Annotated in this window: 24 protein-coding genes, 1 pseudogene and 1 riboswitch; of the genes and pseudogenes, 13 read left to right on the top strand and 12 right to left on the bottom strand. The window is 58.2% G+C overall.

The window, feature by feature from the left end; genetic code table 11:
- Nucleotides 1–7: 7 nt before the first annotated feature.
- From A9K71_RS05095 to A9K71_RS05060, 7 genes are all read right to left on the bottom strand, one after another.
- A complete protein-coding gene (locus tag A9K71_RS05095) occupies nt 8–1,015 on the bottom strand; it encodes a type IV secretion system protein (protein WP_066991248.1) in 1,008 nt (335 codons plus the stop codon).
- 212 nt (nt 1,016–1,227) lie between these two features.
- Nucleotides 1,228–1,962: a type IV secretion system protein gene (locus tag A9K71_RS05085; RefSeq protein WP_066991242.1), complete on the bottom strand. Its 735-nt coding sequence runs from the start codon at nt 1,960–1,962 to the stop codon at nt 1,228–1,230.
- Between the two features lie 9 nt (nt 1,963–1,971).
- Nucleotides 1,972–3,132, bottom strand: coding sequence for a transglycosylase SLT domain-containing protein (locus A9K71_RS05080; protein WP_066991239.1), 1,161 nt, complete (start codon nt 3,130–3,132; stop codon nt 1,972–1,974).
- A complete protein-coding gene (locus A9K71_RS05075; RefSeq protein ID WP_082980352.1) occupies nt 3,116–5,518 on the bottom strand; it encodes a VirB4 family type IV secretion system protein in 2,403 nt (800 codons plus the stop codon). The genes A9K71_RS05080 and A9K71_RS05075 overlap by 17 nt, the downstream gene beginning before the upstream one ends.
- Nucleotides 5,515–5,808 carry a VirB3 family type IV secretion system protein gene (locus A9K71_RS05070; RefSeq protein ID WP_066991233.1) on the bottom strand — a complete coding sequence of 98 codons (294 nt, stop codon included), beginning with the start codon at nt 5,806–5,808 and terminating at the stop codon, nt 5,515–5,517. The genes A9K71_RS05075 and A9K71_RS05070 overlap by 4 nt, the downstream gene beginning before the upstream one ends.
- 3 nt (nt 5,809–5,811) lie before the next feature.
- Nucleotides 5,812–6,126, bottom strand: coding sequence for a TrbC/VirB2 family protein (locus A9K71_RS05065; protein WP_066991230.1), 315 nt, complete (start codon nt 6,124–6,126; stop codon nt 5,812–5,814).
- A gap of 18 nt (nt 6,127–6,144) precedes the next feature.
- Nucleotides 6,145–6,822 carry a lytic transglycosylase domain-containing protein gene (locus tag A9K71_RS05060; protein ID WP_066991227.1) on the bottom strand — a complete coding sequence of 226 codons (678 nt, stop codon included), beginning with the start codon at nt 6,820–6,822 and terminating at the stop codon, nt 6,145–6,147.
- An 88-nt stretch (nt 6,823–6,910) separates the two neighbouring features.
- Between A9K71_RS05060 and A9K71_RS05055 the strand changes: the two genes are divergently transcribed.
- The 3 genes from A9K71_RS05055 to A9K71_RS31160 are packed head-to-tail and all read left to right on the top strand — an operon-like array spanning nt 6,911 to nt 8,230.
- Nucleotides 6,911–7,531 carry a hypothetical protein gene (locus A9K71_RS05055; RefSeq protein WP_066991224.1) on the top strand — a complete coding sequence of 207 codons (621 nt, stop codon included), beginning with the start codon at nt 6,911–6,913 and terminating at the stop codon, nt 7,529–7,531.
- Nucleotides 7,532–7,568: 37 nt separating this feature from the next.
- A complete protein-coding gene (locus A9K71_RS05050) occupies nt 7,569–8,069 on the top strand; it encodes a hypothetical protein (protein WP_082980351.1) in 501 nt (166 codons plus the stop codon).
- Nucleotides 8,066–8,230, top strand: a complete 165-nt coding sequence (locus A9K71_RS31160) for a hypothetical protein (RefSeq protein ID WP_156752590.1) — start codon at nt 8,066–8,068, stop codon at nt 8,228–8,230. Before A9K71_RS05050 ends, A9K71_RS31160 begins: the two co-directional genes overlap by 4 nt.
- Here A9K71_RS31160 and A9K71_RS05045 read toward each other — a convergent pair.
- Nucleotides 8,227–8,571 (bottom strand): hypothetical protein, encoded by a 345-nt coding sequence (locus A9K71_RS05045; RefSeq protein ID WP_066991218.1) that lies wholly within the window; start codon nt 8,569–8,571, stop codon nt 8,227–8,229. The two genes, A9K71_RS31160 and A9K71_RS05045, sit on opposite strands and share 4 nt — an antisense overlap.
- 122 nt (nt 8,572–8,693) lie before the next feature.
- On the opposite strand from A9K71_RS05045, the gene A9K71_RS05040 reads away from it, so the two are divergent.
- Both A9K71_RS05040 and A9K71_RS29850 read left to right on the top strand, forming a co-directional pair.
- Nucleotides 8,694–10,307, top strand: coding sequence for a hypothetical protein (locus A9K71_RS05040; RefSeq protein ID WP_066991215.1), 1,614 nt, complete (start codon nt 8,694–8,696; stop codon nt 10,305–10,307).
- Entirely contained in the window at nt 10,297–11,334 is a 1,038-nt protein-coding gene (locus A9K71_RS29850; RefSeq protein ID WP_082980350.1) for an alpha/beta hydrolase family protein, read from the top strand. The genes A9K71_RS05040 and A9K71_RS29850 overlap by 11 nt, the downstream gene beginning before the upstream one ends.
- On the opposite strand, the pseudogene A9K71_RS05035 reads toward A9K71_RS29850, so the two are convergent.
- Nucleotides 11,250–11,885 (bottom strand): annotated as a pseudogene (locus A9K71_RS05035) (plasmid pRiA4b ORF-3 family protein); the annotation flags it as partial. The gene A9K71_RS29850 and the pseudogene A9K71_RS05035 overlap by 85 nt on opposite strands.
- 1,248 nt (nt 11,886–13,133) lie before the next feature.
- Nucleotides 13,134–13,230, top strand: a riboswitch (glycine riboswitch).
- Nucleotides 13,231–13,275: 45 nt separating this feature from the next.
- Here A9K71_RS05035 and A9K71_RS05030 point away from each other — a divergent pair.
- The 3 genes from A9K71_RS05030 to A9K71_RS05020 all read left to right on the top strand — a co-directional run bounded on the left by A9K71_RS05030 (nt 13,276) and on the right by A9K71_RS05020 (nt 16,344).
- The gene (locus A9K71_RS05030; protein WP_066991212.1) at nt 13,276–14,514 is read left to right on the top strand and encodes a D-amino acid dehydrogenase; all 1,239 of its coding nucleotides are present in this window, start codon (nt 13,276–13,278) and stop codon (nt 14,512–14,514) included.
- Nucleotides 14,515–14,550: 36 nt separating this feature from the next.
- Nucleotides 14,551–14,982 carry a heme-binding protein gene (locus tag A9K71_RS05025; RefSeq protein WP_066991209.1) on the top strand — a complete coding sequence of 144 codons (432 nt, stop codon included), beginning with the start codon at nt 14,551–14,553 and terminating at the stop codon, nt 14,980–14,982.
- A gap of 192 nt (nt 14,983–15,174) precedes the next feature.
- Complete coding sequence (locus tag A9K71_RS05020; RefSeq protein ID WP_066991206.1) at nt 15,175–16,344, top strand: Xaa-Pro peptidase family protein; 1,170 nt, start codon at nt 15,175–15,177, stop codon at nt 16,342–16,344.
- 65 nt (nt 16,345–16,409) lie between these two features.
- Here A9K71_RS05020 and A9K71_RS05015 read toward each other — a convergent pair whose 3' ends face one another.
- The 3 genes from A9K71_RS05015 to A9K71_RS05005 all read right to left on the bottom strand — a co-directional run bounded on the left by A9K71_RS05015 (nt 16,410) and on the right by A9K71_RS05005 (nt 19,375).
- Nucleotides 16,410–17,594 carry a glycine C-acetyltransferase gene (locus tag A9K71_RS05015; protein WP_066991429.1) on the bottom strand — a complete coding sequence of 395 codons (1,185 nt, stop codon included), beginning with the start codon at nt 17,592–17,594 and terminating at the stop codon, nt 16,410–16,412.
- Nucleotides 17,595–17,661: 67 nt separating this feature from the next.
- A complete protein-coding gene (locus tag A9K71_RS05010; protein ID WP_066991203.1) occupies nt 17,662–18,621 on the bottom strand; it encodes an aminotransferase class IV in 960 nt (319 codons plus the stop codon).
- Nucleotides 18,622–18,919: 298 nt separating this feature from the next.
- Nucleotides 18,920–19,375: an Lrp/AsnC family transcriptional regulator gene (locus tag A9K71_RS05005; RefSeq protein WP_066991201.1), complete on the bottom strand. Its 456-nt coding sequence runs from the start codon at nt 19,373–19,375 to the stop codon at nt 18,920–18,922.
- Between the two features lie 247 nt (nt 19,376–19,622).
- Here A9K71_RS05005 and A9K71_RS05000 point away from each other — a divergent pair, with 247 nt between their 5' ends.
- The 5 genes from A9K71_RS05000 to ehuA all read left to right on the top strand — a co-directional run bounded on the left by A9K71_RS05000 (nt 19,623) and on the right by ehuA (nt 24,021).
- Nucleotides 19,623–20,795 (top strand): amidohydrolase, encoded by a 1,173-nt coding sequence (locus tag A9K71_RS05000; RefSeq protein WP_066991426.1) that lies wholly within the window; start codon nt 19,623–19,625, stop codon nt 20,793–20,795.
- A 167-nt stretch (nt 20,796–20,962) separates the two neighbouring features.
- Nucleotides 20,963–21,808 carry a transporter substrate-binding domain-containing protein gene (locus tag A9K71_RS04995; RefSeq protein WP_066991198.1) on the top strand — a complete coding sequence of 282 codons (846 nt, stop codon included), beginning with the start codon at nt 20,963–20,965 and terminating at the stop codon, nt 21,806–21,808.
- 61 nt (nt 21,809–21,869) lie between these two features.
- Nucleotides 21,870–22,535: an ectoine/hydroxyectoine ABC transporter permease subunit EhuC gene (gene ehuC, locus A9K71_RS04990; protein ID WP_066991195.1), complete on the top strand. Its 666-nt coding sequence runs from the start codon at nt 21,870–21,872 to the stop codon at nt 22,533–22,535.
- A 3-nt stretch (nt 22,536–22,538) separates the two neighbouring features.
- Nucleotides 22,539–23,204 carry an ectoine/hydroxyectoine ABC transporter permease subunit EhuD gene (gene ehuD, locus A9K71_RS04985; RefSeq protein ID WP_066991192.1) on the top strand — a complete coding sequence of 222 codons (666 nt, stop codon included), beginning with the start codon at nt 22,539–22,541 and terminating at the stop codon, nt 23,202–23,204.
- Between the two features lies 1 nt (nt 23,205).
- A complete protein-coding gene (ehuA, locus tag A9K71_RS04980) occupies nt 23,206–24,021 on the top strand; it encodes an ectoine/hydroxyectoine ABC transporter ATP-binding protein EhuA (RefSeq protein ID WP_066991190.1) in 816 nt (271 codons plus the stop codon).
- Nucleotides 24,022–24,486 lie beyond the last annotated feature (465 nt).

Here is a 24,486-nt window from a genome sequence, read left to right as displayed (position 1 = left end):
TGCGCTTCTAAGCCAATGGTCTCGCGTTATCGCGCGCCGCCTGCTGAATGGATGACCGAGCCGCCTCGCTGCTGCGGGATGATCTCAGCCGCTGCCACCGGGTTGCGACAAACCTAGCTCCGGAATAGCGGGCAACATTGCTGGGCACATTGCCGTAGGAGCGGTATGCGCCGACCGTGCTTAGATACCCGCCGCCGTTCAGGATCGAGGCGATCGCCGGGATCTGCATGAGCACATAGATGCCGATGATCGTGACCAGGACGAGCGGCAGGACCATCGACATCTTGTTGTCGACGCTGGCGCCTCCCGACGTGGCAGTGTTCAAGGCAAGATTGACCAGCGAAAAATAAAAGCCCAGGAAGCCGTATATGAGGATTTGCTGGATGATCAGATAGGTGGTCAGCGAAATGAAGCCCTCGCTCATTCGCGTTGACCACCGGTAGAGCCAAAGCACGATCCAGACCGGCGCCAGCGCCAAAGTGATGAACAGCATGATCTTGGCCGCGATGATTGCGGCGATCGCCAGCGCCGAAAAGATGATGGCGGCCAGAAGCACGATGGTGGAAAGCAGCGCGCCGAATATGTCGTAAAAAGTGCCGCTGTAGACCTGATTGGCAACGTCCTGGGCACCGCGGTAGAGGTTATCGATCAGGGCCGGGATCGCATCCTGATCCGAGAGCTGGTTGCCGGTGGCGCGCGAGACGGCCCCGACGATGATCTTGCCGATTTCGCTCGGCACGGCCTGCACCAGCTTGTAGATCGTCTCGGAGAACGTGCCCCACCCATTCAGCAGCAGATAAATGACCACCGCGCGTCCGAGGCGATATGCCGACTCGATCGGGGAGATCGTCTCGCGGCCGCTGAGGATCGAGTAACCCCACCAGATGATGTAGACGGTAAGCATGAGCGCGTATACATCCCCCAGCGCATAGCCAAGCTGCATGTAGACGCTGGAAACAAAGCCCTTTCCCACGTCGTCGATGCCTCCCAGAATGCTTGTCGCCAGGCCGTTCATCCATCCTCGACAACACGATCGAAGGGCGGGGCGTTGACCGGCTTCAAGGGCCCGCAGCTCGCATCGCCCACATAAGCCAGCGGAGCGCAGGGCGCCTTGAGCTCGCGAGCTGGCCGGGCGCACCCGGCCACTGTGACGCTCATCGCCCCCAGAGCGACCACGGCGGCCCAGCCCCACAAATCTGGCATCCTTTTCGCTTTTGACGACAACGATCAGTTCCCGCTTGTGCCAAAATTTTGGAACGGATTGATTTGCGCCGGCGTCATCAGCTTTTGCACCTGGCTTTGCCGCAAAAGCCGCGTCTTCATTTCCTCGTTGAGTGCGGCGACGGCACCATTCTGCACGCCGATGAGCTCGTTGACCGCACGCGCGTTCTCAAGCTGCATGCGCGTGTTTTGATCGACCGAGCCTTTGACGTCCTCGGCCTGTCCGATCTGGCCGCTGGCCGACTGCAACGACTGTTCGCGATGGGCCACCCCTTGGGAGGCCTGCGAGGTGAGGGCGCTCAAGAGCGAGGCGACGTTGACGCTGCCGCTATAGGCAGTGTTGACGGCACTGCTGCCATCGCCGGTGATTTGCTGGAGCTGTTTGACCAGCTGCAGGCCGTTGATCACCGCTCCGGCGATCTTCTGGATTTGCGGCGACAGCCCGCCGAAGGAGAGGGCGCCGCCATTGAGGATCGAGCCGAAGCTCGGGGCTTGCGCAATCGACATGTTGCCGCCGAGGCCCATTTGGCCGATACCGAGAGAGCCGTTACGACTTCCTGTCAGGGCTTGCAGGATCTGATTGCTCTTCTCAAGGATGTCCTTGTTGGAGCCCATGATCGAATTGGTATTGTCGGCGTTCTGGCGGGCAATGTCCAAATTCGCATTGTCGATGACGGCGATCTGCGCATGAGCGGCGCTCGACAGAAGTGCCGCCCCTGCTGCGATAGCGATTTTTCTCACATCAGCCTCCTATTCCTGGATTGCTTCAATCGCGCGCGCTGCGCCGCTTGGATCGGCGTTGATTGGCACGGACTGCGCGTTCCCCGAACCGCTCTCGGCGCTCCGGCTCGCACAGGGTAGCCATTGGCTTCGATCGATCCGCAGGCGTTCAAGCTCGGCCGGGTCGCATGAAAAGGGATTTGGGGATCCACCTTGCGGCGCGGCAATGATCCGCGCGGTCTGCGAGGCTCCGACGTTGTTCAACGAAAGAAACTGACCGAGCAGGGCGGTGAAGTCCGAGGCCTGACCGATATATTGGCCGGTCACGTCGGCATTGAGACCTCGAGCGGACGAGTTGAGCTCCCAGGCATCCTTGTATTCGCCAACCTGTCCGACCCCGCCGGCAAGCGCGTCGATCCGCGAGGAATTGGCCGTCATCTGTGCGAAGCTTCCGTCAAGGTCGGCCGCGGCTTTGGAGACGGAATCGAGGGCCCCATTCTGAGCAGCGCCGCCCGGTCCGCTCGAGGTCACGATGCTGATCGCCGGCGGGGACGCCGCCGGCGCCTCTCCGCTAGAGACGTAACTGTTGAAATAGCCGTGCCATCGGCCGACGCCCGAGGCCCACCCAGCCTGTTCGGCGGCGTTCGAGCCGTTATAGAAACTCGCCAGACAACTGTAGTTGCTGGCGCCACACTGCGCGACGCCTTTGCCGAGATATTTGACGCCGCCCTCGATGTTTTGCTCGTTGATGTCGCGATCGAAGCCGAGCTGCCGGCCCGTTCCCTTTGTCAGTTGCATCACGCCCTTGACGCCGGTGTGCGAGCCGGCGCAGCTGTCCAAGCGCGATTCCTGGTAGGCGACCGACAGCGCCAGCCCCTCCGGAACGCCATATTTTTGCGCATAGTAGCGGATGAGCTTGGCGTTTTCGGCGTCGCGGCTCAGCGCTTCGCCAGGCGAGCGGCCGAACATTTGCGACCTGTATTTGTTCGTATAGGTGCAAACGAGGCTCTTTTTCTTCTCCTGCTCGTCGGATTTGGAATCGTGCGATTTTGCGCTGTGCTGCTCGTCTTGCGCACGCTTATCCAGATTGGAATTGTCGATGACCGCGATTTGCGCCAGCGCCGGGGCAACCGCCATCTGCCCCGGCATAATCGCGGCCGCGACAATCGCGCTTCTAAGCCGCTTCTTCATGCTCGCTTTCCCATCCACAAAGGTAGGGCAGCCACGCTTCCGGCTCTTGCCCGTAAGTCTCGCGCAGCCGTTCGCATTCCTTGATGCTGGTTTCGTTGGTCGACAGCACCTTGATGAGGTCGGGCATGGCCGAGAGGTCGAGCTTGGCCACGACGGAATCGCTGTCGTGCTTGACCAGGAATGTGCGCGTCTCCTTGGCGGTCCGGCGCACGAACTCGAACTCCTTCGCCGTCAGCGAGAAGCGCGCCATGTAGGAATCCTTGCTCGCCTTCGGATTGGGGAAAAAAATGTTGGTTTTCGTCTGCTCGATCAGCGAGGACGAGATCGACGAGTTGACCACATCCTCGGCCGTCTGGGTGCCAAAGCCGACGACGCCGTTGCGCCGGCGGATCGTTTTCGAAGTCTCGTTGATGAAGGCGGCGAACACCTCGTCATCGAGCAGCTTCCAGCCTTCGTCGAGGAACATCAGAAGCGGAGTGCCGTCCATGATCTCTTCGAGCCGATGGAAGATGTAGAGCAGGGCGGCCGAGCGCAATTTTTTGTCGGCCAGGATCTTGGTCATGTCGAACCCGACCACCGGCTTCGAGAAATCGACGAGATCGACAGGGTTGTTGAAGAGCCAGCCCTTGTCGCCAGGGTTCAGCCACGGTTCAATTCGCGCCGCGAGGTCGTTCATTCCGGGCGTCAGCGAGCCGCGCAGCACCTCCGGCAGCAACTCGAACGCGCGCTGTTGGCGCGGGATCTTGTAGACCTTGTCGACGGCCGTGTTGATCACGCGCATTTCAGCCACGTCGAGCGATCCGTCGTCGGGGGTCAGGATATAGCGCAATAGCCCTTCGAGAAACGTGCGGTTTTCCGCCGTGTCCTCGAGCTGGAGCGGCGCAAAGCCGGTGGCCTGCATCGGCTCCATGACCTCGTAGCGGCCGCCGAGCGCGCGGATGAAGAGCTCGGCGCCGCGCATATAGTCGAAGTAGACGCATCGGGGTCGCGGCGAAATCCGCATCGCCTGGGCCATCAGGAACGACAGCACCACCGTCTTGCCCGAACCGGTCGGGCCGAAAACGGTGAAATGGCCGACGTCGTGAACGTGAAAGTTGAAATAATAGGCGGTCTGGCTGGTCGTCTCGAGGAGCGCGATCGGCCGCTTCCAGTGCAGTCCCTCACGCTGGCCCGAGGGAAAATTGTGACCCGAGAACAGCCCAGCAAAGTTCAGCGACGAGATCAGGGCGCGGCGCGCGATGTAGCTGAAATTGCCGGGCAGCTGTGCCCAAAACGCTAGTTCGGTGTTGAGCGTTTCCCGCACCGGCACGATCGACATGCGCGACAGTTCGGCCGTGATGTCGGACATGGAGCGGTTTAGCGCTTGGACGTCGGCAGCGAGCGCCATCACCGTCATGTGGTGCTGCCCGAAAACGACCTCGCCACCGGCGAGCTTGTCAGCGCCGGCGTGCACGGAATCCTCGACCGTGGTCCCGGCCTCATCCGAACCGCTGACCTGGTTCGAGATCGTGTTGATGCGGCGCATGGCCGTCACGCGGTCTTCAATCGCGAAGGACTGCGTCAGGATGAATTCATGCGGCAGCCGCAACAGGCCATCGAGCGAGCCGGGTGCGGTGAAGGGCGGGTATTCCTTGATCGACACCATGGCGCCAATCTTGCTTGTCTGCGCTCCCCTGATCTCCAGAGCGGACTTGCCGAAGAAGATTTGCCGGGTCGCACAGGCGCTCGCCAAGCTCATGCGCGGCAGCGGCATTTCGACATCCGCGCCGCCGGCAAGGATCTTGGCGATGAATTCGGCAGGTTCGGAAAACAGGCTGCCGCGCCGCGTCATCACGCCCAAAAGCCGCGCGCCATAGGCCGAAAAGTCCTTGGTGACGCCATTGAGGACATCGTGCAGTTCGGCCATGGCCTCTTCACGTGTCTCTTCGCCGGCCGTGCTGATGCGGAACGCGTTGAGCGCCTTGTCGACCCAGCCGACGCGCCCGACCATCGGCCGGCGGATGAGCGTCAAAAAGGCCTCGTTGACGAACAGGTTCTTCGAGCCCAGCTCATCCATGTAGCGGGCATCGAGCTCCGCCACGAAAGGGTTGTCGAAATCCCCTTCGATCTCGGGCGTGACGTGACGCCGGATGATGGTCGCATAGGCGGCAAAACGGGACGTGGAGAGGTTGCGGAATGTCGTGTTGCGATTGAACATGCGGTTGTTGAGCTCTGCCTGATCCATGGTCTGGAAGGGCAGGCCGCTAAGCTGAATGACCCCGACGAGAAAGCCGCTTTTGGTGACGACCAGGTTGTCGTCGACATGGCGCAAATAGGGGACATGCGCCTCGACAGGCTTTTCCCGTTTGCGCGCTTTGGCGAATTTCAGGTCGGCGTTCACGCTCACGGCGAATAGCTCCTCGCACCCCAAAAGCCTGAGTTGGCGACCGCGCCCCGCTTCGACAGCCGGCGCTCGACTATGTGAAAAATGTATGGGTCGCGCTGGCACAGATAAGCGCTGATCAAATGCGTCGCGCTGAATAGGCCGAGGCCAAGCGTGAAGCTGCTGGTCGCAATGAATCCGATGACTGCAGCCATGCCGTTAAGCGCGAACACCTCGTAGCGCACACCCCATTTCATCGGCGGGCGCGTCAGAGGCAGGCTGACCGGCTCGACATAGACCTCTTCATCCTCCATCGGTCACGCGCCTCCAGCGGTGGACCGGATGGAATCGACCAGGGCTGCGGCGCCAAACACCAGAGCGATGCCGATGATGATCGAAAGCGCCATCATCCACACCAGTCTGCCGGTCATGGCGAGGAAGCCGAGAAAGCAAACCGCTATGATCCCGAAAGATCGGGCAATGCTGCCCTGCAGCACACCGACGAACCATTCCAGCACGCCCTCGACCGGGGCAGCTGACTGCGCGTATGCGCTCGCCGGCGCCAGCGCCATGCCGATCGCCGCGGCGGCCACAAACTGCAGGGCGAACTTGCCCGCCTTTTTATAATCCATCCTCGTCTCGCTCCTTTTTCAGTTGCCAAAATCCATGACGTGACCGTCTTGCCAGGCGACGCCATCGACCGCGTCGGTCGCGGCTGCAGGACGATGATCAACAGGGTTGGGAAGGGGAGCCTTGATCAGCTTGCCGAGCTTCCAGCGATTGAGCACCTTGACCACGTATTTCGTGGTCTCGTCGTTCACCGGGATGCCTTTGGCCTTGTAGACGTTCTGCTCGCCTGCATTGTAGGCCGCCAACATCAAAAGCGGATCACGGAACTCATCATAAAGCGCTTTCAGATAGCGGACGCCGGCACGGATATTGGCATTCGCGTCACACCTGTCAGTCACACCGAGACGGGACGCTGTCGCCGGCATGAGCTGCATTATGCCGAGCGCGCCCGCGCGGGACGGCCCTTGATTGCCGCCCATGTCGCTTTCCGCCCAGGCAACCGCTTCGGTCAGGTCGGGATCGAAGCCCTCTTCCTCAGCAATCTGGCGCACCAAGGCCGCGGCCCGCCCGCGATCCGTCGGCGCACACCCACCACCGATCGGCAAACCGTTCTCAGCGGCCGAACGGGTCGAAACCGCCGGGTGGGCAGGCAGAGCAAATGCCACCGCGATGCGCGTCGAACTCGTGTTGTCCGCATGGGCGCCTAATGGCGCCATGACGGCTGAGAGAGAAAGCGCAAGGGCGATCCGGTTTTTCATTGCGCCACCAAGGTTGACACTTTACTATGGGTACATGGTGCCAAAGTAAAGTGTCAATACGAGAAGCAGGATAGAGGCCATTTTTCCGATGAAGCAGTTCTTCTTCCTCGCGGCATTGTTGCTCCACAGCACCGTCGTAGGCGCCGCCGATCTGGGCACCAACGAGCCGCATCCGTTCGAGCAGCCCTCGACCGCGTATCTGCAGAAGTTCGCAAAGCCTGGCGAAAAGACCTTCGTCTACGAGCGCTACGACGCACGCGGAGGCCTTTTTCAGCGCGAGGTGACAGCGCTGGCAAAACCGGTGGAGATCACGTCCGCGACCGAACGCGTCATCAACGGCGTCACCTACCGGCTGCGTGGGCTTACGGCCTGCCCGAAGCCCAAGATCACCTACAAGGCTCAGCAGTGGGATTGCACGAAGGCCGTGCGGGACTATGACGAGGCTGTCTATAACACCCGCGCCTCGGCCGTGTTGTGCAAGACGCTGGTCCTCAAAAGCAAATCCGGGGTGCCGGACGCGGTTTCATGCTTTGCGCTCGTCGGGGCCGGCAATGCCAACGATCCCTATTCGGTCTCCTATGACGACGATTCCATGGTTTTCTTCGAGATGGCTGCGATCGGCCGCAACAAGGACGGCAAGTCCCTGCGGCCGGATCTCGAACATGCCTTAGATCTCGGCAAACAGTTCCAGACCGATGAAGCGAACTAGCCTCGCAGCGCTTATCTCACTCGCGACCGCCCACGCCGTGAGCGCCGCAGGCGTCGAGCCAAGAAGCGCGACAGCCGCGCCCTTCCTGGTGTCGAAAAGCGTCGAGCTGCTGACCGGAGATACGTGGCGCGACGATGGCAAGCTCTACCGGCTTTATGGCGTGCAATCATGCTTGCGGGGCACGATCGCCGCGGATGCCAATGGCAAAGAGCTCGATTGCGGCAACGTCTCGCTCGCGCACCTGGCCGCCTTGTTTTCGACGGCGGCCGTGACCTGCCAGCCGATCGCCTTGGCGCTCGACAAAGCCACATTTGTGGTATGTGGCGCGAAACTCGACGGCGATACGGTCGACCTCGGCACCGCGCTCATCGCGGCCGGCTACGCCTTCGCCGCTACTGATGCGAAAGGCAAGGCGGTCAGCGCCACCTATCTGGTGGCTGAGCTCAACGCGAAGATGAAAGCTGATGGTCTCTGGGCGACGAAGTTTCAACATCCCATTGAACTTCTGCTGAGACGGGCAGGGGAGCGCAAGCAATGAACCACGAAGATGAATCGAGCCGTTATTACTACCCGGTCGAGGGCCGCACGCACGGTGCCATAGCCGGGGCGCTCGCATTCATCGCCATCATCGCGGTGCCGGCGCTGACCTATGCCGCATGGCACGCGCTCATGTCGTGGATTTCCGCTCTCTTTTCTTAGATCGGCAACTCGGCAAATGACCGCAGCAGTTCCTGCAGGTCGTCCGCATCCACGTCGCACCAACCGTTGTTGATGAGCCGCTTAAAATATGCGGCTTTGATTTTCAGCTCGCCGACATTAGCCACCGGCGCCATCGCTGCCTGCCGTCGAACAACCGTCTCGGTCTTCATGGCAGCGTCAAGCCGCGGACCGATCAGCGCCGCCTCGGCCTCTCCGGCGTGCATCAAACGTTTCCCGAGACACTCCAGCGCTGAAATGGCGCGGCGGTGCGCCGCGACCAGATCCACGACTCCTTCCGCCTTTTGCGCCTCTCCGTTGCTGCATGCCAGTTCAACAGCCATTGTCCTGCTCCGAGTAATTCGCGGCCCGCCCCTCGCCCGTTGCATCGAGTTGAAAAATACGTTGATCAGGAACGATGGCACGATAGGATACGAAACGAAGCGAAATCAGAGCCTGCAAGTCGTTGTTTAAGAATGAAAAGTTATTTCTCCCGCCACCGAGAGATGGGAGTGATTTCAAGGAAATATTCAAACGGTTAGCGGCTGCGGGTGCGGGTCAGCCGTTGGGCAAGGATGGATTTCCTGCAGGCCCATGGACGCCCGAGCTTCTTGCAGAGGCGATTTCACAAATTGATTCCAACCGGATCGGGGTCGATCTGCGAACAGTGCAGCTTTGGTTTCAAGAGAACGACAAGGGTATTAGCGCTGCCAACATTCGTTGGCTGGCGAGGATTTTTGGCTGCGGTGATCCGGTGGCCACCAGCGAATGGCAGATGGAGCTCAGTGCGGCGCAATCGAGGTTAGCGGCCAAGAGACGAGAATCGAAGAGCGCCGGAAGCAGCGTTGCACGGGAGATTCCAGATACAGCACTGGCTGCGACCTTCGATGACGACACAGCGTCTCCGGCAGAGCTAAAACGGGATATTGACGCCAAGGGGCCGAGGCGGCGTTTTAGTTTGGCGAGGAAATCGGAGGCGTTTTTTACTCACGGATCTCCCCTGAATCTACCAGCGTCAGTGTTTGCGGGTGTCACCGCTCTTGGGTTTTTGTCATATATTACCGGGATTCACAGCGTGACATATGGCCGGGCGGATGGCGTCGTCAAGCAGGTTGGGTTTCTTTGGACAGCGAACTGGACATTCGTCTTCATGGTCTTTTTGCCACTGTTTTTTGCCTTCGTGACCGAGCTAGTGACCTTTTGGAAAGATGAAGGCCGCCCAAAGCTTGTGGGGAATGGCAATAAGATGGAAAGCGACGATGCCTGGGCGCGCAGCGTAGAAGCTTCTTCGTTTTCATATTGGGCGGTTTTTTTGATTTGTGTGCTGTTCGCCGGTCTTTTTCAGTGGATCGGCGTGTGTTTGCTCCCGCTGATGAAGGGCGGTGGCCACTATGCGACGGATTGGGGCTCGTTAGCGATTGTGCGCCCTGAGGTCATATCGGTTCCAGAAGCGATCGTATTCACCGGGCTCGCTTACCTATACATGTGCCTGTGCTTTTATCTGTTCTTCGTAGGTCTCATTTTGCTCTATACGGTCATCCATGATCTTTGGAGAATTGGAGAAGCAGCGAGTAATCAGCCGGAAGTGGATTATCAACACGAGCACAACCAAGCCAGCCTCAGAGTGATGCGCGGAATTTTTCGGTGTACTGTTTTGGGGGTTCTGATCGCCATAGTCATGAAGGTCCAGAGTGCTTACCTGACATCGCGTGGAGAAGATATCGTGGCTTGGTTGGTCGGCGATATGTCGTCAGCCTTCTATGGAGGCAACGACGTGGGCGACGGGATCGCCTATAGGATGCCGACGCATTACAGCAGCTTTCTTATCGTTATTTCGACCTGTGTTGTTTTTGTGTACGGGACCATACGTTTAGGCGGCGGAAGTCGGGTTCAGGTTCTCTTGTGGAAGATGTCGGCGATCGTGGCGTTACTCGTGGCTGGCTACTTGCTGATCGATGCATTTGCTGGCTTTTCGATCCTGCTGGGCGTTGGAGTGCTGCTCGCGACATACGGCCTATTTGATCCCGGATTTGGTCGATGGCGAGCAAGCGAATTAGGAAAAAATCACAGTGTATCATAGCTGGCTTGATCGTTGGGATGAGCGGCGTGCGCGACGCGGTGAGGTAGGGAAGAAGACAACGGACTTCATCCTTGACGCGGACCGCGCCTTTCCGGGCGCGGGGAAGATTGCAAGCATCGAGGAGTTTTGTGTCCTTGCCGACCAGGCCGTGGCTGATCCAGCCTTTTTCGATGAGCCGAGTGAGAGCGATGATTGTTTTGAATGGAAAGATGGGTGGCTAAAATTTCCGTCGGACATTGCGACTGATATCGAACCGAACAATGTTGTTTGGGCGAAAGTCACAGAAAGCGGTTCGTTCGATCAGGCGATGGTGATTTTTCACCATTGGAATGCAAGCGCCCGGAATCGTCAGATTGCCAACTTTTTCTCGCAGCGTGGCGTCACGGTTGTCGAGATTGCTATGCCTTATCACTTCGAACGCAGCCGTCCCGGCTCCGTGCACGCCGACTATATGCTTAGCCCTAATCTCGGTCGAACGATCCAATCTGTAAGGCAGGCAGTGTTGGATGGGCGAAAGCTCATACGTTGGTTGAAAAGCGAAGGCTATGGAGAGATTTCGGTTCTTGGTATGAGCTTAGGGTCCTGGGTCGCGGGGTTGATTGCTGCGCGCGACCAGGCCGTGTCAAAAGCCTCGCTGTTCCTGACGGCGGGGAGTCTAGCGGACATGGTCTGGACGGGCCGCGCGACACGATCGATACGCGATAGCCTTGAGCCTGAGATTGAGCTGACCGATCTCAGAAGGGCCTGGGGCCCACTTAACTTAGAGAATTACACACATAGTCTGGCACGGCCTGATCTCGATCTTCACGTCGTGTTGGCCAAGAGAGACAAAGTGGTGTTGCCGGCGCTCTCGGCGAGGTTCATGCAGAGGCTGGAGAACGCCGGAGCCAGGCTAACTCTTTTGGCATTGAACTGTGGTCACTATTCGCTTGCCATGCCGCCTTACATTTTGTTGGCCGGTTTGAGCTTGAAACGGTTTCTGTCGTGTGCGGACAACTCTGCCCTGGGTTGGCGGCGGAAGCGGTAGTTTCCTCGCGCGGCGCGCACTGCCTTGGCGATCGCCTTGTTTATGGCGTCGAGGTCGCAGTCTTCGGGATGAAATTTGCGGCCGGCCCACCGGCGCATGGCCTTATGCACTTCGTGACCGCTGTCGCGCCATGCTTCTTGGAACTCGGCATAGCCGTGCGGGCCGCCGACGTCCTCTGGCGGCCCTGACCGGCCAACTGCAATGCAGCGAGGATAATTGACGCCTGCCTCGCGCGGAAGGCGTTCCAGGCGGAGCAGATGGCGCCAGTTGTCGCCGAAGTCGTACTCATAGCGGATCGTGATGGGCTGCTCGTCGGGATCGTAGGAAAAAACGAAATCGACCATCCGTAACTCGGTTGCCTTGAAGATGCGATTGGCGGTGAAGCCGTCGTCGTCGAACTCCGGCGCGCCATAGATGATGCCGCCGATGTTGAACTGGTGCAAATGGCTATCGGTCCAACTAAAGGAGGCCTGGAGCACCTCGTGGAGTTGGGCAAGGTTGAGCGCCATCGGCAGTTCGAGGGTGCGGCTAATCCTCGGTTCAATTCCGACAGGCCATCGCTTGGTCTACGCCCAGAAGGTGAAAGGCCCTATCCGAGGGGTGGAATGCGGCGGTCGCGCCCAAAAGCCGCTTTCAGGAGGAAGCCGGGATGCCTCTGTGCCAACCGTTGATGCGCCACCTGAAGTCTCCCGACCTTTTCGGCGCTATCGACCGCATGCCGGCACTTGGAATGCCGAGAGGATGGCACCAGGCATGCCGCCAGAGTTCGCCCATTCCGGTGCAACATCCGGCACCTTCATAGCCGGGCTGCATTGGCTCGAAGAGTAGGTATTGATGCGTGATCCAAAATCGGTCGTCACAACTGCTGTTCTCCGCCTCTGCCAGGAGCTGAATCCCCGTCCGCCACTCTTACAGATTCGCTTTTTGAACCCTCTGGCTCTTAATCGCCGCGCATCGAGCACAATGCGCTCAGAGCCGTGACGGCTGACCTGAACGACGACTGGTCTCTCAAATCTGCTCAAGCCCGACATCACGCTCCCCTCCACCCGGCGGCGACAGGCCGCACTATTTCCTCAGCCGAAATTCGGCTGCGTCCCCGTGGCTAAGCTTGATCGCTCGCGTCCAGTCGATCCCTGGCCAGCCATGAAGTCTCGACAATATTGCCCCTGCACCAGCGTTACAAAGCCGCGGAATTCTACGCCTGCACTTTTTCGCTGCCCGCCTTACACGCAGCGATCCACTGCATGGCGGAGGTTGGATCCTCCAATATGGCGGCTCGCTTCGCAAAGCCGACAAAGGCATTGCAGGCAGCGCTTACAAATGTGCATGAAATATATGCGTCGTAACACGCCCTAAGAGCGGTCTCTTAGGTCGAATCCCTGCGATCCTTCAGGCGCATATTATGGAACTGACAAACCCCATTCGAAATCAATGTCTTATTGCGGTGCCGAGGTGCCGATAATATCCATTATGTTAAATCGAGCCAGATGGGCGAGCAGCACTGCCTCCGCTCAGCTTTTAGCCGAACTGATCTCATGTAGGTGCGGTGTCAACCGCTTATCGGCGTGCTAGGACCACTCTGAGCCGATTTCTTGAAATTGGGCACATTGGGCTCATATCAGTCAGAGAAACCGGAAAAATGGTCCGTACATTTCAGCACAGATGTGGAAATGGCGATCAATGGTATGGCTATCATCGTATAGCTGCAGTGTTCGAAAGGCTGGACGGGAGAGATCGGCAACTGCCGACGCCGACGGAGCAACCCCCCAAGGAAACTCTCAGGCAAAAGTGACCGCACCGCCGAACAATCTGGAGAGAGACGCTTCGAGCGTCCACCGAAGGGGAAAGCCGGCAGGTCCGGTTAAGCTCTCAGGTACCCGAGACAGATTTGGGGATTCACCGCGGGCCGGCCTCGCACCCATTGTACTGTTCGGAGTTAAAATGCCTAAAATTATTGTAATTGGCGCCGGAATTGCCGGTGTGTTGACGGCTTATGCTTTGTTGGAGCAAGGCTACGACGTCACTGTGGTTGAGCGGCGTCGCTATGCCGCGATGGAAACGTCGTTCGCCAACGGCGGCCAGCTGTCCGCGAGCAATGCCGAAGTCTGGAATCACTGGTCGACCGTCCTCAAGGGAATCAAGTGGATGCTTCGGCGGGATGCGCCACTCCTCATGAACCCTGCCCCGTCGTGGCACAAGTACAGCTGGCTGCTGGAGTTCGTGTCCAATATTTCGCGATACCGCGAGAACACGATTGAAACGACCCGCCTGGCTATCGCGGCCCGTAAGCACCTCTTCGAGATTGCTGACCGTGAAGGGATCGACTTTGATCACGTACGTCGCGGGATCCTGCATGTTTACTGGGACAAAGCCGGCTTCGACCATGCGTTGAAGGTGAATAAGATGCTGAACGAAGGTGGCCTCGACCGGCATTCGGTGACGCCCAGCGAATTTGCCGGGATTGAACCTGCAATGCATGGCAATTTTTATGGAGGTTTTTACACCCCGTCGGATTCTACCGGCGACATTCACAAGTACTGCGCGGGCTTGGAGAAGGCCTGCACAAAGCGTGGCGCTCAATTTATATATGACGCTCCGGTGACCCGGATTGAACGCCGGAATTGCTTTAACCTCGTTTGCACAACTGGTGGCGCCGATCAGACGTTGGAAGCCGACGGCATTGTAGTGTGTGCGGGAACAAATAGTCGCGATATCGCTGCGATGTTCGGGGATCGCATCAATATTTATCCGGTAAAAGGGTATTCAATTACGGTGGATTTGGATGGCTCTGCGGCAGATTCCTCGGCGCCTTGGGTAAGCATTCTGGACGATCGGGCCAAAATTGTGACCAGCCGCCTCGGTGCAGCGCGTCTGCGCGTAGCAGGGACCGCAGAGTTCAACGGCGTCAATTTCGACATCCGCGAAGATCGCATCAGACCTTTGGTTGACTGGACGCGGATGATGTTCCCGAAAGTCGCAACTGAACACGTTGTACCGTGGGCAGGGCTGAGGCCGATGATGCCGAACATGATGCCGCGGGTCGGCAAAGGCCGGGTTCCAGGTGTCTTCTACAATACGGGTCACGGGCATCTGGGGTGGACGCTTTCTGCCGCAACATCGGCCATGCTGGCCACGATTGTGGCTGCGGATATTCCGGTCGATGCTCGTTTTGCGGCATAGAAGACGCCCCTACTAACAAGCTCAAGGGAAAATCAAATGACCAAGCTGACATTGGAAGTTGCCAATTCCATCATTAATCGGGCGTGCTCGACGGCAAGCGGGAAGGGTCTTAAGCCCCTGAGCGTTGCGGTTCTGGATGCTGGCGGCCACTTGGTCGCGTTTCAGAAGCAGGATGGGGCTTCAATGCTCCGCTTTGAAATTGCGTTCGGCAAGGCCTACGGTGCTTTGGCCGTCGGTTTTGGCTCACGCTGGCTCGACAAAGCATCATCTGACCGCCCTCACTTTGTATCCGGCCTGACCGCTATATCAGGCGGCAAGATTGTTCCCGTCCCCGGGGGCGTCCTAGTGCGAGACCAGGCCGGTCGGTTGCTTGGAGCGGTAGGGGTTACCGGAGATACATCTGACAACGATGAAGCAGTGGCCGTGGAGGCAATCGAGATTGGGGGCTTGAATGCTCATGCGGCCTGATTCAGGCAACCAACGAAAGGCCCTTGAGCTCATCTGGCAAGCGACGCAGATCTCGCGAGTGATCAGGCACATTTGAAATAGCGTCTGCGGCGCCAGCGCGATTTTGGCATCCTTCGTGCACTGAGCGCCTTTACGATAGTGGGTAGATGCAGCCGCCACGGCCGAGAACGTTTGGATAGACAGAGTTATAGAATGGATCTAGAGGCCTCCTACGGCTTTGCGCCGACCGAGTTCGAACAGCGTGTCGCCCGGGCTCAGCGGCTAATGGGTCAACACCGCCTCGACGGCTTGTTGCTCACTTCGATGGACAACATCCGGTACTTCATCGGTGTCGATTCCACGTTCTGGGAGAGCTACACCCGACCTTGGTTCGTATTGGTGGCTGCTACAGGGGCGCCCCTTGCGATTATTCCCGAGATCGGAAGGGCTATCATCGAGAAGACGTGGATTAAGGAAATCAGAGCCTGGCCTTCGCCTCGGCCCGAGGACGAAGGCACATCTCTCGTTGTCGCTGCGATATCCGACCTGCCCCGGCGACACGGACGGGTCGGGGCTGAGCTTGGTTTCGAATTGCGACTGGGAATGCCGGTAACGCAATTGAATGCGATCATCGGTGATCTGAAAAGCGTCGAGATTGTTGATGGCGCAAGCCTCATTTGGCAGCTCCGCATGATCAAGAGCGCGGCCGAGGTCAGTAAAATCAAAAAGGCTGTCGACATCGCGGGTGCCGTATACGCCCAAGTGCCCGATTTCGTTAAAATCGGCGATACTGAACGTACGATCCTTCGGGAATTCCGCGGTCGCCTCAATATGGGCGGCGCCGGCGCTATCCCGACCCTCATTTGCAGATCCGACGTCGGCGGGCCTTTCGAGATTACGGGCGGGCCAAGGGACCGGCCAATCGCTGATGGCGACCTGCTCTTCATCGACACGGGTACGACCTTCGACGGGTATTTCTGCGATTACGATCGCAACTACCAGATTGGCAGGGCTACAGATGCCCTACGGTATGCTCAAGAGAAGGTTTGGGAAGCGCACCAGATTGGGCTTCAAGCGGCAACAGCGGGGGTTACGGCCGGATTTGTCTTTGAACAGATGGCCAAGGCACTCTCGTCGGGTGGGGCGGACCTCAATAGCAACGGGCGCATGGGGCATGGACTTGGGTTGCGACTGACCGAACCGCCGTCAATTCGACTTGAGGACAATACGATATTGCAGCCGGGCATGGTGCTCTGCATTGAGCCTGCCTTGGAGTACGAGGCCGGTAAAATCGTCCTGCACGAGGAAACAGTCGTGGTCACTGAAGGAAAGGCTCAACTGCTCACAGTTCGGGCGCCGAAGCAGCTAGCGCAGATACGCTGATGGGGTTCTAGTCTAGGCTTTCGCCCGAAGCTCTGTTTGGCGGCGAGGTAGTTAGAGACCGCAGGTCATATGACCGAAAGTTCCCTTGCTACCTCCGCAAACGCCTCAACCGCACGGTCAATGTCCTCAGTGGAATGCGCCGCCGACATCTGCGTGCGGATGCGTGCCTGTCCCTTGGGCACAACCGGGAATGCAAAGCCGATGACGTAGATTCCGCGTTTGAGCATGCGTGCTGCCATTTCCTGCGCCAGGCTGGCGTCCTCCAGCATCACCGGGATGATCGGGTGGTCAGCCCCGGCCAGCGTGAAGCCGAGTTTGCCCATCCGTGACCTGAATCGAGCGGCGTTGGCATTGAGGCGCTCGCGCAGCGCATCGGAGTTGCGGATCATGTCGAACACCTTGATCGAGGCACCGGCGATCGCCGGCATCAGCGTGTTAGAAAAGAGATAAGGCCGCGAGCGCTGGCGCAGCCAGTCGACCACCTGCCTCTTACCAGAGGTGTAGCCCCCGGAAGCGCCGCCAAGCGCCTTGCCGAGCGTGCCGGTGATGATGTCGACCCTGCCCTCGACGCCGCAATGCTCGGCCGAGCCGCGACCGTTCTTGCCGACGAAGCCGACCGCGTGGCTGTCGTCGACCATGACCATCGCATCGTATTTCTCGGCGAGATCGCACACGCCCCGAAGATTGGCGATGATGCCGTCCATCGAGAAGACGCCGTCGGTGGCGATCAGCCGGAACCGACAATCGCGCGCCTCTTTCAGCCGCGCTTCGAGATCGGCCATGTCGTTGTTGGCATAGCGGAAGCGCTTTGCCTTCGACAGCCGTACCCCGTCGATGATCGAGGCGTGGTTCAGCGCATCGGAGATGACCGCATCCTCCTCGCCGAGCAGCGTCTCGAACAGGCCGCCATTGGCATCGAAGCACGAGCCATAGAGGATGGTGTCCTCCATGCCGAGGAACGATGAAATCGTCGCCTCGAGTTCCTTGTGCTCCTCCTGCGTGCCGCAGATAAAGCGCACCGACGCCATCCCATAGCCATAGCGGTCGAGCGCCTGGCTAGCCGCCGCGCGCAGCTCGGCGCTGTCGGCGAGGCCGAGATAGTTGTTGGCGCAGAAATTAAGCACCTTCTGCCCGCCGACCCCGATCTCGGCCGACTGGGTCGACGTGATCACCCGCTCGGATTTGTAGAGGCCGGCCGATTTCAGGCCGGCGAGTTCGTTCGAGAGATGGGAAATGAAAGCGTCGGTCATCGGGCAGACTCTCGGCAGCACAGCCCTCCCCGCGCCGGGGAGGAACGCTCGACAATATATCGCGGTACTATGCGTAATTTACCGCGGTCGACCATGCCGGATCGGCATGCTTCTCCCAATACAGGTCTGTCAGCTGGCGTGTTAGAGCGCCAACCTTGCCGTCCCCTACAACGGTTTCGTCAATCTTGGACACGGGCATGATCCCGCCCGCTGTAGACGTGATGAAAACCTCATCGGCACCCTTCAACTCGTCGCGATCAATGTCGCCGGCGCTGACGGAGAGGCCCAAATTGCCGCATAGATCAAATACGGTCTGCCGGGTAATGCCGGCAAGGACGCCATAAGCCGGTGTCTTCAGGCGGCCGTCCTTGACGGTGAAAACGTTGAAGCCAGGCCCTTCAGCAATGTTGTCGTTGATGTCGACGATCAATGCAGTTTCGGCACCGTAGTCGTACGCATCGAACAGGCCTTTCACCAAATCGAGCCAGTGATAGTTCTTGATGGTCGGATCGATCGACTTGGGCGGAATCCTAACGGTGTTGCTGATGGCGACATGTAGGCCGCGCTCAAGCTGTTCCTTGTTGGCGACCGATCCGAAAGGCACCGCGAATGCGATGAACCTATTCTCCGACCGGCGCGGGTCACGGCTAAAGGTGGGCGAGCCACCTCGCGTGCAAACCATTTCGACATATGCCGACTTGTGCCCAGATAGCGCCACGCAGGTTGACAGGATTTTTTCGATCTCACTGCGGCTGTAGGGAAGCTTCATGCGGAGCTTTTCCATGCCGCGAAAGAACCGGTCCAGATGCAGGTCCAGCCTGAAGAACCGTCCGTCCCATACATGGACAGTGTCGTAGGTGGCATCGGAATGCAGAAAGCCCCAATCCAAGACGGATATTTTGGCTTCGGACATAGGCAGGTACTGACCGTCCATGAATGCTACGCCATGGGGATACTGTCGGTGATCCAGGTGCCGTTGCTCTATGGCCGGGAGAGCTGTTGCAGGTTCGGCTGCAGCAAGTGTCATTCCTGAGTCCTCCAAATCTTTTCAATCCAGGCGCTCGCACACCCGATCACGATTTATCGCCGCAAACCGCTCAGCGGCCCCACGTGCCAGCATTTCGAATGTTGGCGCACCTCAGACCGCCAGCACACGGCGCCGCTGGTATCGACCCGAACGAAGCCTTTTGGGCCGACCGCCGGTCACCCGCGACCAATTAAATCGCAGACTTCGATGCGCTGATTGCGATCAAAGTGGCGCGCCGGCCGCAATGCACGCTTCAAAAACCGGGCGGGAGTGGTGGAAATGTTCAGCCTTGAAAGGGCTACACTAAAACCCGGGGCTCAAACTTCACTCGGTCCAGCGCAATCATGCTCTTGAACTTGCGCACATTGGGATTTGTGTAGAGTTTGGTCTTTACAAAAACGTCGAAGGCCTCGACGTCCTCTACTGCTACTATGAGAACAAAGTCGGCATCGCCTGTGATCATATAGCATTGAGTGACTTCTTTTGCCGCCCTCATCGCTCGCTTGAAGTCGTCGACGAGGTCCAAGCGCTCGCGGTCGAGTTCCACGGTGACGACCACTGTCAACGATTTCCCGAGCGCCTTGGGGTCGACTAAAGAGATATCCGCGGTAACAACCCCGTCGGCGCGTAACCTGTTGACACGGCGCATGCATGAGGCAGCGGACGAACCCACGAGGTCCGCAAGCTCGGAAAACGACAGCCTGTTGTTTCTTTGAAGCGCCCCGAGTATCCGGCGGTCAAGATCATCTATCATCCCTGCACCTCAGATGCGAAACCACCATGTGGCATTAGCGATCCGAAATGCTCGTTGCAAGATCGGACGCGCAACGAAACGCTACCCCATGCAAATGGGACCATCATTGCAATCGTGGTGGAGGCGTGATCGTTTCATTTCAGGCTGATGCGCGTTTTGCCCAAAATGTTCCAAGCGCTTCCGGTAAATCTGCACAACCAGCCGATATGGCCCTCGTCGGCCGACAGGCTCGATGAATGGAGTCAGCATGTTCCCAGTCGAGACGTTTTATCATCTGGCCGACGAGGCCACAGCTTGGCGCCGGCATCTGCATCAAAACCCCGAGCTCGACTTCGCTGTGCATGAGACCGCACGGTTCGTCACGGACAAGTTGGCGTCCTTTGGAATCAACCATATCGAAACCGGCATAGCCGCCACCGGCGTGGTCGCTTTCATCCGGGGCGAAGGCGGCGACGGGCCGACTATCGGCCTCCGTGCAGATATGGACGCATTGCCCATCCATGAAGTGACTGGAAAGGATTGGGCCTCCAGGACCCCCGGGAAGATGCACGCCTGCGGTCACGACGGCCACACGGCGATGCTGCTTGGTGCTGCAAAGTACCTTTCCCAAAGAAGGAGTTTCAGAGGCACCGTCGCGCTCATCTTCCAGCCGGCCGAGGAGGTCGAATTGCCCTCGGGCGGGCTCAAGATGGTCGAAGACGGCTTTTTGGACCGTTTTGGCATCTCCCAGGTCTTCGGAATGCACAACTGGCCAGGGATCGACGTAGGCAAATTCGCGATCTGCGCAGGCCCGATGATGGCCTCCCAGGATGATTTCGATATCGTTGTAAAAGGTCGCGGCGGGCACGCCGCAGCACCGCACCTAGCGGTCGATCCGGTCGTTATCGCCGCCCAAGTCATCACTGGCCTGCAAGGACTGGTGTCGCGCAGCACCGATCCGATCGAGTCGCTGGTGATTTCAGTCACGAAGCTCCGGGCCTCGAATGCTTACAATGTAATTGCCGACGAAGTTGAACTGGCTGGAACCGTCCGCGCATTGGCCCCTTCCCTGCGTGACTTCGCCGAGACCCAGATCGAGATCGTTGCGCGCAAAATCGCGCAAGCTTTCGGGGGCGACATTGCCTACCGGTACCGCCGATCGGTTCCAGCGACCGTGAATGATAGCGCTGCCACTGCTCTTGCCATTAGCGCGGCTCGATGCACCGGCGCGGAAGCGGTAGACGACAGATTAAGGCCGGCGATGGTTGCAGAAGATTTCGCTTACATGCTGCAGGCACGCCCAGGGGCCCTCATTTTCATCGGCAATGGCCCATCGGCCGCTTTGCACAATGGCGCCTACGATTTTGACGATGACGCTATCCGGTACGGCGTGGACTATTGGGTGAACGTCGTGGAGGCTGTCCTTGGGAAAGGTAGCTAACATTTCAAAAAAGCCAGACTTATGGTTGGGGTGTTTCGCCCATCGGGCACATTTGGCGAAATAGCATGCAAAGAGTGCTCCATGATGCCCAGGTACGGTCGGTTGCATCTTTGCCACAGGCAGCCGCAATCAACCACGATCAATCGTGGCAGTAAGAGGGTAGCAAAATGAAAACCAAAATGGGAACAGCCATCCTAGCAGCTGGTATTTCCTTGTTCGCAGGCGCCTACTCGGTAACCGCAGGTCCGCTTTCAGACCGCATTACCGCCGGTCAGCCGATCAGGATCGGGTTCTCGAACGTGCCGATCTATGCCTTTCCGGACGACAAGGGCCAGCCAAAGGGCTTCGTCAACGACGTCGCGCTCGGCATTTTGAAAGACATGGGCCTGACCAATTTCGAGACCACCGTTACCGATTGGGGCGGCCTTATCCCCGGCCTGCAGGCCAACCGCTATGACATAATCACCGGCGGAATGTACATCCTGGGAAGCCGCTGCAAGAACGTTGCATTTTCTGAGCCAATTGCGAAGACCGGTGATGCGTTTCTGGTGCCCGCCGGAAATCCCAAGGGCATCCACAACTACAAGGATATCCTTCAGAAGAACGCTGCATTCGTCACCTATTCAGGTGCAAACCTGATCGAGGCAGCAAAAAAGGAAGGCGTGAGCGACGACCAGATCACACAGGTTCCAGGACCGTCTGAAGTCCTGGCCGCGGTCAAATCGGGCCGCGCGGACGCCGGCGGAATGACCTATTTCGAAGTAAAGGCGATGGCAGATGGGTCGAACGGCGAGTTTGAAGCTACAAATCCCGCGGACTTGCCCGACTGGACACAGAACTGGGTGGGCATTGGGTTTCGCACCGAGGACGCTGATTTCTTGGCCAAGTTCAACGAGGCCTTGAAAAAATACGTTGGGACACCTCGGATGATCGAGGCCGTCAAGCCGTACGGCTTGTCCGAGGTTAATCTTCCTGGTCCCACCACGACCCAGTGGGCTTGCTCAAACCGGTAAGGTACGGCGGATGCGGGCACCCGCTGGGAGCCCGCATCCCGGTCCTGCTAGCGGATAGATTATGGGTTTTCTAGAGTTTCTTGCGCAGTACTGGCCCCGGCTGTTATCAGGCACCTGGGAGACAATCCTTATTTTCGCATGCTCGGCGGTTCTAAGCATCGCGTTATCGATGATTGCAGGCCTCTGCAAGCTTGCGCCAACGCCCCTTCTGCGAGCGGTCGCCGTTTGCTACGTTGAACTGTTCAGAGGCACGTCCCTATTGGTCCAGCTCTACTGGATCTTTTTCGTGCTTCCGCTCTTCGGCCTTACAATTGAGAAGTTTACCGCAGGGTGTTTGGCGATTGGCTTGAACATCGGGGCTTACGGCGCCGAACTGGTTAAAGGCGCCGTTCTTGCAGTGCCAAGGGGGCAGTGGGAAGCCGCATTGGCCATCAATATGGCTCCAGCCCAGCGGATGCGCCGCGTCATCCTCCCCCAGGCGCTGGTGATTGCATTGCCGGCCTGGGGCAATCTCTTGATCGAGTTGTTGAAGGCCACGGCCCTCGTATCCCTGATATCGGTTGCGGACATCATGTTCGAAGCCAAACAGATCAACGGCCAGACATTTCTGTCGGCCCAAGTTTTCGGCGCAGCGCTGGTCATCTACTACATATTGGCGAGATTCTTGCTGACTCCCGGTATGCGCAGTCTCGAGAGACGAATGCGCTCCAAGTTGGGCTCAGCTTGAGTCATGTTCAATTGGGACTGGGATTTCACCTGGCAAATCTTACCGCGGTTGATACACGCCACGGGCAACACCCTCATTGCCGCGCTGTCCGGCTATGCTATTGCTATGGTGCTGGGTCTAGCACTTGCCCTTGTTCAGCGTGGCAATGCTACATTCCTGCGGTGGCTCATTCGTGAACTGATAGAGTTTATCCGCTCGACACCGCTCCTCGTTCAGGTTTTTTTCGTTTTCTACGTTGCCCCACAATTTGGAGTGCGGCTGAGTCCATGGATATCAGGGATGCTAGCCATCGGACTCCACTATGCCTGCTACCTGTCCGAAGTTTATCGCGGCGGGATTGAGGGGGTCGCGCGTGGGCAATGGGAGGCGGCAACCGCGCTGAACATGTCCACCAAACAGACCTATGTTCGTATCGTCATCCCTCAGGCCATCCCGCTCTGCATTCCAGGAATGGGTAACTATCTGGTTGGTATATTCAAAGACACCCCGATGCTCTCGGTGATAGGTGTCGCAGAGCTGATGCACACGGCCAACGCTATCGGCACCGAGAATTACCGTTTCCTAGAGCCTTACACTTTGGTCGGAGTGATATTCCTAGCGATTTCATTGCCTTCAGCCGGCTTGGTGAATCTATTGGAACGGTATATCCGCCATAGGTTAGGAACTTGACATGACCGACCTTATGAACATGCCCCTGCAGCTCGCTGGCGATTCCACGCCCATCGTGAGTTTCAGAAAGGTGCGAAAGGCCTACGGGCCGATCGTTGTGCTTGAAGACCTGAACCTTGATGTGGCGGCAGGTGAAACGGTCACCATCATAGGCCCGTCAGGATCAGGCAAGACAACCGTACTGAGGGTCTTGATGACGCTCGAGACAATCAACGGGGGATGTATTTACGTCGACGGAAAGCCCCTGACCCACATGGAAAAGAATGGGGTGCTGGTCCCAGCTAGCCAAAAATACATTCGTAGCCGTCGCTCCGATATCGGCATGTGCTTTCAGCATTTCAATCTTTTTCCGCACATGACCGCCTTGGAGAATTGCATGGAGGGCCCAGTCCAGGTGCTAAAAATGCCAAAAACCGAGGCTCGTGACCGCTGTGTCGAGTTGCTCGAAATGGTAGGCATGGTGCACAAAATGGATCAGCATCCCTCGAGGCTGTCAGGCGGCCAGCAGCAGCGGGTAGCAATCGCCCGCGCGCTGGCAATGCGGCCGAAGGTTATGCTGTTTGACGAAGTTACGTCCGCGCTTGATCCAGAAGTTATTGGTGAGGTCACCAACGTCATTAGAAAGCTCGTCGCGGAACATAATCTGACCATGCTGATGGTGACGCACCAGATGGGGTTCGCTCGCGACATTTCTGACAGGGTGTGTTTCTTCTACGGCGGCAAGATTGAGGAACAAGGTACTCCAGCAGAGTTGTTTTCTAATCCGCAAAGGGAAAGGACCCAGCAGTTTCTCCACGCCGTAAAGGAAGCCGTCTGATCAGGAGCTGCCTGGGCCCGAATGATTGCCGCGGGCACGAAATGGAGCGGCAAGCGGCCAATGCTCGTTGCCTATATAAGACCGCTGGACGCTGCTTTCTGCAGATACGTTTCACGCCACGCAGGACTATGCAGAGCCTATTTCAATAAGCATCACCTTTTGGCACGAATGTAGGCCGTGGATGGCCTAATTTGCACCTAGTGACGCTTCCTTGAATTGATCGCGCCTGGCGGATCGGCCGAAGCTACAAAGGGCCTGTTGGAGCCCTAGGGCGGGCTTATGACAGCTTGGCAATGGATGAGGCGTTTGAGGTGGAAACGTGGTGCGTGGTTATGTCAGACGAACAAGGAGCAATACGCGCAGCTCCAACGCCAACCCGGAAGAGGTCTCCCGAAAGGCGAGCCTACAATTGATGACCGCATACTCTCGCAACCTGGAATCGACAAGACGCTATCTTTGATATCA

The organism is Mesorhizobium sp. WSM3873 (assembly GCF_001672445.1).
Taxonomy (GTDB): domain Bacteria; phylum Pseudomonadota; class Alphaproteobacteria; order Rhizobiales; family Rhizobiaceae; genus Mesorhizobium.
Note: the sequence above shows the minus strand (reverse complement) of the source record. Positions and strands in the feature narration are given on the sequence as shown.